Source organism: Mycobacterium sp. KBS0706 (assembly GCF_005938675.2).
Taxonomy (GTDB): Bacteria; Pseudomonadota; Alphaproteobacteria; order DSM-16000; family Inquilinaceae; genus Inquilinus.
Genome location: NZ_VCCH02000377.1, coordinates 1 through 388, shown reverse-complemented (window position 1 = coordinate 388; position 388 = coordinate 1). Strand labels below are relative to the sequence as shown.

The 388-nt window shown below is 64.4% G+C and carries 1 protein-coding gene; it reads right to left on the bottom strand.

Annotated features, from left to right (window positions below; all coding sequences use genetic code 11):
* The coding region (locus FFK22_RS44270) for a hypothetical protein (RefSeq protein WP_221939330.1) at window positions 1-208 on the bottom strand (208 nt) is incomplete at its 3' end.
* Window positions 209-388: the final 180 nt, after the last annotated feature.

The window sequence follows — 388 nt, the reverse complement described above, 5'->3', positions numbered from 1 at the left end:
CAGATCGTGAGGTAACCCAGCCGCCCACCAGAAATTGAGAGGCCAGACCACCGCCGAGTGCAATCGCCGCCGCGATCGATACCGCAATCCATGTCGTAAGTTTGGAGAGTCGGGCGGCCTTGACGCGGCGGACAGGAGCGGCTGCCACGTTGGCTACCCGTGCCACCTCGACGGCCTTCTTCCGGAATGGGTGCTTCTTCGAATGCATCTTTGATCTGCGCCCAACAGCCGCAACACCTCAGGGACATTTCCCGGGCCTGCGAGAGCCGAGACGGCGTCCCGGTCAGCGCACGGTGGCAGCCACGCGCTGTTGTCGCGTCTTGAGGAGGTCCAGCCCCTCCTCGTCTTCGGGCGGCAGCGGCGTGATCGCGATGTCGGTGTAGGGTGT